We start from the raw sequence: 6,494 nt of genomic DNA on the forward strand, positions 1-6,494 counted from the left end.
TAAAAATGTCCTTGACAAAGGGTACGGTTTAACTTGACACTCTTGTTTTTATACTAGCGTAGAAATACAAAAACGTTCTGCTGAACTGGCAGCAGAACGCTTGTGTTTAACTTACTAAGATTTGTTTTATTTTTTTTAGCGCACGTTCTTTGTGAACATAGCCTGATTGCTTAGTTATTCCATATTTTTTACAATAGGATTGCATAGTTTTATCTTCAAAGAAAACTGTTTTGATAATATTTCTTTGTGCATCTGTAAGTTTTTTCATTGCTTCGGACAATATCTGATTATGCACCAACTGGTCAATATCATTCTTTTCGTCAGCAATTTGCAATTCTTCGCCTTCTTCCTCTGCGTCCAGATAATAACAATCCTTGACAGATTTTCCACGCGTAAACTTATGCAGCAGTCCGTAATGGACATGGTATTGCAAAAGTCCGGGCAGATGCCCGAAGTCCCGTCCGTCATACTTCTTGATTTGCTCTAAAAAGATTAACCAGGCAGTATTGATTGCGTCCTCGCCCAAGGCTTCACGCACTTCGTAGCGATAGGCCTCTTTGTAGATTAAGGGCTTAAAGGCGTTGCATAATATGTTGATGGCCTCGCGGTCACCATTTTGGGCGCTGTGAACCAGCTCCTTGAATTCTGTGAGAGTGAAGGTTGTTTTTTCCTCCGTGCATTCTTGCGGTTCGGTGCCTTCCGGCACGCAGCAGATTACCTGTTCGGTATTTTCCTGCTCAGGGCAGTTTTTTGTTGTTATGTTGTCCAGTTCCTTTCTGAGGCGGTCGCAATGCCGCATATGACAGAATTCTGTGCTGTACTACATCAAGCTCTTGATGAGGTTATTATATCACGGAAAATTTAAAAGATTCGTATATGTATCAGATATGCTACATATACGTTTTCACCGTTCTTTTTGTAATAATCTGTTAGCAAAATAGTAATATTTTGAGGTGACAGTATGAGAAAAAGACTTAGAAATTTGTATTCTGAAGAGCTGGTGGATTCGGATTATTTGCCAGAACTGGTTGAACTGGGTGTGCTTATAGGGTCGCACAGAACGGCGTTGGGGATAAATCAGGAGGAGTTTGCCAAGATGATTGGGGTTTCTCGGAGGACGATGACTAAGATTGAAAACGGCAGGCAGAGTTTGAGTTTTGTTGCTTTTTTGAGAATTGCTGCTGTGCTGGAGATGCGACCGGAGTATTTGCTGCAGGAGCTGACGCGGGTGACGCAGAGGAAGTGGAGTACGAAGGGGGAGGATTGAGAGAGAGGTGGCTTGTTAGAACATAAGTTAAACTGATAATTTAGGTTGAGTGCTTTTGACAGAGCACTATTATTTTTTAATTCGCAACCAAATGGATATTTGGTTGCGGGGGGGGGACAAGATGATATAATAACGTTATAGCTATTCTTAAAATTTTATTAGGATAGGAGAGTGTGTTTATGTATTGTAAAGTTTGTGGAGAGAATCTTAAACCAGATGCTAAATTTTGTGAAAATTGCGGAACGAAAGTAGTAAAAGAGGCTGAAGCTGGTTCTAAGGGTGATATAAAAAATTGTGCTGAACCAATAAATAAAAAAGTAGAAATTGAAGAAACGAAAACTTCAAAAAAGAAAATTATTGTCGGAGTAGTTGTTGCTTTAGCAATTGTTGGAATGATATTTTCTCCTACGAGTAAAGTCACAACTGCTATACCAAAAGAGCATAGGGAGTTTTTAGCTAAAATTGGCTTAAAAGTTCCTGCTGATAATCAAATTAGCTTTACTGATGAAAATGGTAAATTACATTGCTATAAAATTTTATATCAAGATGGTGAGCAAGGGGATACTACTGTATTTGTTGATAATAAAGGAGCCATTGATAAAGTAAACGTATCCCATAAAGCTGAAAATTGCAATGGGTCGTTTAATTTAGTGGAAAATGGAAATGTTCTTGGCTCTTATAACGATATGTTAGCTAAGCATAAATTAGCAGATGCGCAGGCTGAACAAGAAGCTAAAGCAAAAGCAGTTAAAAGAGAAGCAACCGCAAGAGAAAATGCTAAGGATTTAGGGTGTACTTTAGAAGAATATAAAGAACATTTTGGTCCTATGCTCAGTGCTGGTTTTGACAAGGGAAGACTAGATGTATGGTATAGTGATAGCTCTTCAACTTCAGTTAATACATATGGAAAGCATATACAATATGTTCTCTATTTGGTTGGCCGTGGTAAAAATGGCAAGAGAGTTTATGTGAGTGTATATGAGTATTCAGACAAACCTGGAGATTATCAGATTGATGTTATGAATGCTCCTAATGAATAATTTTACAAGGGGGAATATATATGCCGTTTTGGGATACTGATTACAAAAAAGAAGCGATGAAAACTAAGGCTGCAAAGGAAGCTGCCGAACAAAAAGCAGCTGAGGCTAAGCAAAAAGCTCTTGAAGCTAAACAAAGAGCAGCTGAGTATCGGCAAAAAGTAAATGCCATAATTGTTACAACTGGTGACTTAAAAGAGGATTATGAAATTATTGGTCCGGTGTTCTTTCAGGTTTCTAATAAAGGATTGTTTAGCAGTACGTTAAGTGAACTCATAAATAAGTATAGCGCGGAAATTGAAGAGATGAGAAATAGTGCTTTAATAAATAAAGAAAGAATAGACTGGGGCGGTTTGTGGGGACAACGTTCTGTCGGGCAGAATGATTTCGAAAAAGCATTTTTTGTTGCTGTACAAGAATTAAAGAAAAGAGCAGTAGTGCTTGGAGGAGATGCTATCGTTTCTATGCGTCAGGATATAGATCTTGATACTAATGGGGTTCAATTTTTTTATTTGCAGATATATGGAACTGTTGTAAAAAGAATAAATAAGTAAAATTTTCCAGCTCCCCTGCTCTACGCTCGCGTAAGGCTGGGGAGATTTTTGTAAAAACAAAAAACATACAACACAAACTTCACAGTTTGTTCGTTGTATGTTTAGATTCGGTATGATAAAATACTATGCAAGACGACCGTGTTGCAGGGTGGCATTGCCGAAATTCTTAGGAATGGAGGTGATGTCTATGGTATATTTCAGTTTTCAGGACTTAATGTCCTTTGGAATTTTTATCGTAGTGTTGCTGACGTTCATTTGGATTGTTAACATATGACTTTAGCAGTAAGAAGTCTGAAGATGTGTATTATAAAATTTTGGCAGTGCAAGGCTTTTCGCTCCTTGACTTATCACATTGTCTAATGTATAATATTAGCGTTTATTGATATTTGCTAACGCGATGAAAAAGACAGTAGTCTGCAGCGCAGGTTAAGCGAGCCGGGGTATGGTGCAAGCCCGGACGAAGTAAAGCAGGTGAAAATCACTTTGGAGCGGATGCGGCGAACCTGAGTAGCTGCATACGGGAGCGCCCGATATTGCGCACACGAGTGGCGTGCGGCAAAGGCTGTCGTCATGAGGGTGGTACCACGGAGTACACGTTTTGTTAATGATGCATGATACGCATGCGTATTAATCGTTGTTAGTCTACAGCTTCGTCCCTTATCTGAGGGACGAAGCTTTTTTTATTATTGCTATATTTTTTTGTTTAATAAAATTGGAGGTTATTAGTAATGGACTATGGTAAAACACTGAATCTGCCCGAAACAGAGTTCCCTATGCGTGCCGGTCTGCCGCAACGCGAACCTGATTTTCTGAAATTCTGGGAAGAAAACGATATTTATGGCAAAAAGCAGGCTCTGCATGCAGGCCACAAGAAATTTGTTCTGCATGATGGCCCTCCGTATGCGAACGGCAAAATCCACATGGGTCATGCCCTGAACAAAATCTTAAAAGATATCATTATGAAATACAAATATGCTCGCGGCTTCGATACCCCGTATGTTCCCGGCTGGGATACTCACGGCATGCCGATTGAGCACGCTGCTATCAAAGAGCTGGGACTGAACCGCAATGAGCTGGATCCGCTGACTCTGCGCCGCAAATGCCACGACTTCGCTCTGCAATGGGTTGATATCCAGCGCGAAGACTTCAAACGTCTGGGCGTTCTGGGTGATTGGGAAAATCCGTACATCACTCTGCATCACAGCTTTGAAGCTGAGCAGATCCGTGTATTCGGTACTATGGCTAACAAAGGCTATATCTATAAAGGCAAAAAGACCGTTTACTGGTGCCCGCACTGCGAAACCGCTCTGGCTGAAGCAGAAATCGAATATGGCGAGCAAAAAACTCCTACTATCTTCGTAAAAATGCCGCTGGTAAAAGACAACGGCCAAACTCCGGAAGCTGCTAAAGGCAAAAAGGCTTACATGGTAATTTGGACCACCACTCCTTGGACCATGCCTGCCAACGTTGCTGTTGCTCTGAACCCTGCTCTGGAATATGCCTGGGTTGAATGCGAAGGCGAAGTTCTCTTCATGGCAAAGGACCTGCTGGCTCAGGTTGGCGCTGTCTGCCATAAGGACCTCAGCAATATCCTCGGCACTACTCTTGGTAAAGATATGGAATTCGCTGAATGCGTGCATCCGTTCCCTGAATACAACAACCGCCGTTCTCTCGTAGTTATGGCTGACTATGTAACTACCGAAGCCGGTACCGGCTGCGTACATACCGCTCCCGGTCATGGCGATGTCGACTTTGAAACCGGCCTGAAATACAAGCTGCCGATTCTCTGCCCGGTTGATTCCCAAGGCAAGCTGACCGAAGAAGCCGGCGAACGCTTCAAGGGCATGTTTGTATTCGACGCTAATATCCCGGTACTGAAATATCTGGCTGAGCTGAACTGCTTGCTGGGCAAAGAAAACATTAAGCACCAATACGCACACTGCTGGCGCTGCAAAAACCCGATTATTTTCCGCGCAACCTCTCAATGGTTCGCTTCTATCGACGGCTTCCGTGATGAAGCACTGAAATCTATCGACGATGTACAGTGGATTCCTTCCTGGGGCCAACAACGTATCCACAACATGGTAAGCGACCGTCACGACTGGTGCATCAGCCGTCAGCGTGTATGGGGCGTTCCTATCCCGGTATTCTACTGCGATAACTGCGGCGAGCATCTGATCAACGAAGCTACCATCGATTCCGTTGCCAACTGGTTCGAAAAAGAAGGCAGTGATGCATGGTGGGCTCACACTGCAGAAGAGCTGCTGCCGGAAGGCACTGTCTGCCCGAAATGCGGCGGTAAGCACTTCCATAAGGAAAGCGATATCATGGACGTATGGTTCGACAGCGGTTCCTCTCACATGGCTGTTGCCGCAAAACGTCCGGAGCTGTCCTGGCCGGTTGCTATGTACCTCGAAGGCAGTGACCAGCATCGTGGCTGGTTCCAGTCCTCTCTGCTGACTTCCGTTGCTGTTGCAGGCCGTGCTCCGTACGAATCCGTACTGACTCATGGTTATGTAGTTGACGGCGATGGCCGCAAGATGTCTAAATCCGTAGGTAACGTTATCGTTCCGCAGGACGTAATCAAACAATACGGCGCTGATATCATCCGCCTGTGGACTGCTTCCTCCGATTACAAGGCAGATATCCGTATCTCCCCGAAAATCCTGAAGCAGCTGGCTGAGGTATACCGCAAAATCCGTAACACCATCCGTTACATCCTGGGCAACACCAACGATTTCAACTACGAAACAGATGCAGTTCCGTTCAACGAAATGCTGGAGCTTGACCAATGGGCTCTGATGCATCTGCAGCTGCTGAAGAAGGAAGTTACCGCTGCTTACGAAAGCTATGATTTCCATGTACTGTATCATGCAATCCACAACTTCTGCACCGTTGAAATGTCCAGCTTCTATCTGGATATCCTCAAAGACCGCCTGTATGCTTACAAGGCTGACAGCAAAGAGCGTCGCAGTGCACAAACCGCTATGCATGAAATCCTCATGGACCTCATCGTTATGCTGTCCCCGGTACTGAGCTTCACTATGGAAGAAGTATGGCAGTTCATGAAGAAATCTGCTAATGCTCCGGAATCCGTACAAATGCTGCCCTGGCCGGAAGTTAAGGAAGAATACATCAACGAAGAGCTGGAAACTAAATGGGATAACTTCATTGAAATTCGCAGCGAAATCACCAAGGTGCTGGAGCTGGCTCGTCGTAACAAACAAATCGGTCACTCCCTGGACGCTAAGGTTGAGCTGCACGCCGAAGGCGAAGCTCTTGCTATCCTGAAATCCGTAGAAAAAGACCTGGCAACTCTGCTGATTGTTTCTCAGGCTATTATTGTTGAAGGCGCTGCCGAAGGTGCCGAAGCAACCGGCCGCGAGGACCTGAAGGTTACCGTTGCTGCTGCCGAAGGCCACAAGTGCGAGCGTTGCTGGATTTACAGTGACGAGGTTGGTCAGGATGCTGAGCATCCGACTCTGTGCAAACGCTGCGCTGGAGCAGTTAAAGATTGAGTATAAGGCATCGTCTTTGCATAAAGTTGTAGCTGACATAAAATAAATACTTAAAGCCGTCGTATCATGTGAATTTTGCGGTTCTTTGTCAAGTTTTGGGGTATTCAAGACTTTAACA

At 43.8% G+C, this 6,494-nt stretch carries 5 protein-coding genes; 4 read left to right on the plus strand and 1 reads right to left on the minus strand.

Annotated features, from left to right (window positions below):
• Positions 1-106 precede the first annotated feature (106 nt).
• On the minus strand, positions 107-799 hold the full coding sequence (locus HMPREF9443_RS06800; protein ID WP_009145826.1) for an RNA polymerase sigma factor: 693 nt from the start codon (positions 797-799) through the stop codon (positions 107-109).
• 162 nt (positions 800-961) lie between these two features.
• Between HMPREF9443_RS06800 and HMPREF9443_RS06805 the strand changes: the two genes are divergently transcribed.
• The 4 genes from HMPREF9443_RS06805 (at position 962) to ileS (ending at position 6,376) form a co-directional block, all read left to right on the plus strand.
• Positions 962-1,267 (plus strand): helix-turn-helix transcriptional regulator, encoded by a 306-nt coding sequence (locus tag HMPREF9443_RS06805; RefSeq protein ID WP_009145827.1) that lies wholly within the window; start codon positions 962-964, stop codon positions 1,265-1,267.
• Between the two features lie 179 nt (positions 1,268-1,446).
• Complete coding sequence (locus HMPREF9443_RS06810; RefSeq protein ID WP_009145828.1) at positions 1,447-2,307, plus strand: zinc-ribbon domain-containing protein; 861 nt, start codon at positions 1,447-1,449, stop codon at positions 2,305-2,307.
• Between the two features lie 20 nt (positions 2,308-2,327).
• Positions 2,328-2,858, plus strand: a complete 531-nt coding sequence (locus tag HMPREF9443_RS06815) for a hypothetical protein (protein WP_009145829.1) — start codon at positions 2,328-2,330, stop codon at positions 2,856-2,858.
• A gap of 728 nt (positions 2,859-3,586) precedes the next feature.
• Complete coding sequence (ileS, locus tag HMPREF9443_RS06820) at positions 3,587-6,376, plus strand: isoleucine--tRNA ligase (protein WP_009145830.1); 2,790 nt, start codon at positions 3,587-3,589, stop codon at positions 6,374-6,376.
• The last annotated feature ends 118 nt before the right edge of the window (positions 6,377-6,494 follow it).

The organism is Phascolarctobacterium succinatutens YIT 12067 (assembly GCF_000188175.1).
GTDB classification, from domain to species: domain Bacteria; phylum Bacillota; class Negativicutes; order Acidaminococcales; family Acidaminococcaceae; genus Phascolarctobacterium_A; species Phascolarctobacterium_A succinatutens.

Excerpts from the sequence above, each read along its gene's own strand:
- HMPREF9443_RS06800 (WP_009145826.1), bottom strand. The coding sequence starts at position 799 with ATGCGGCATTGCGACCGCCTCAGAAAGGAACTGGACAACATAACAACA.
- HMPREF9443_RS06805 (WP_009145827.1), top strand. The coding sequence starts at position 962 with ATGAGAAAAAGACTTAGAAATTTGTATTCTGAAGAGCTGGTGGATTCG.
- HMPREF9443_RS06810 (WP_009145828.1), top strand. The coding sequence starts at position 1,447 with ATGTATTGTAAAGTTTGTGGAGAGAATCTTAAACCAGATGCTAAATTT.
- HMPREF9443_RS06815 (WP_009145829.1), top strand. The coding sequence starts at position 2,328 with ATGCCGTTTTGGGATACTGATTACAAAAAAGAAGCGATGAAAACTAAG.
- ileS (WP_009145830.1), top strand. The coding sequence starts at position 3,587 with ATGGACTATGGTAAAACACTGAATCTGCCCGAAACAGAGTTCCCTATG.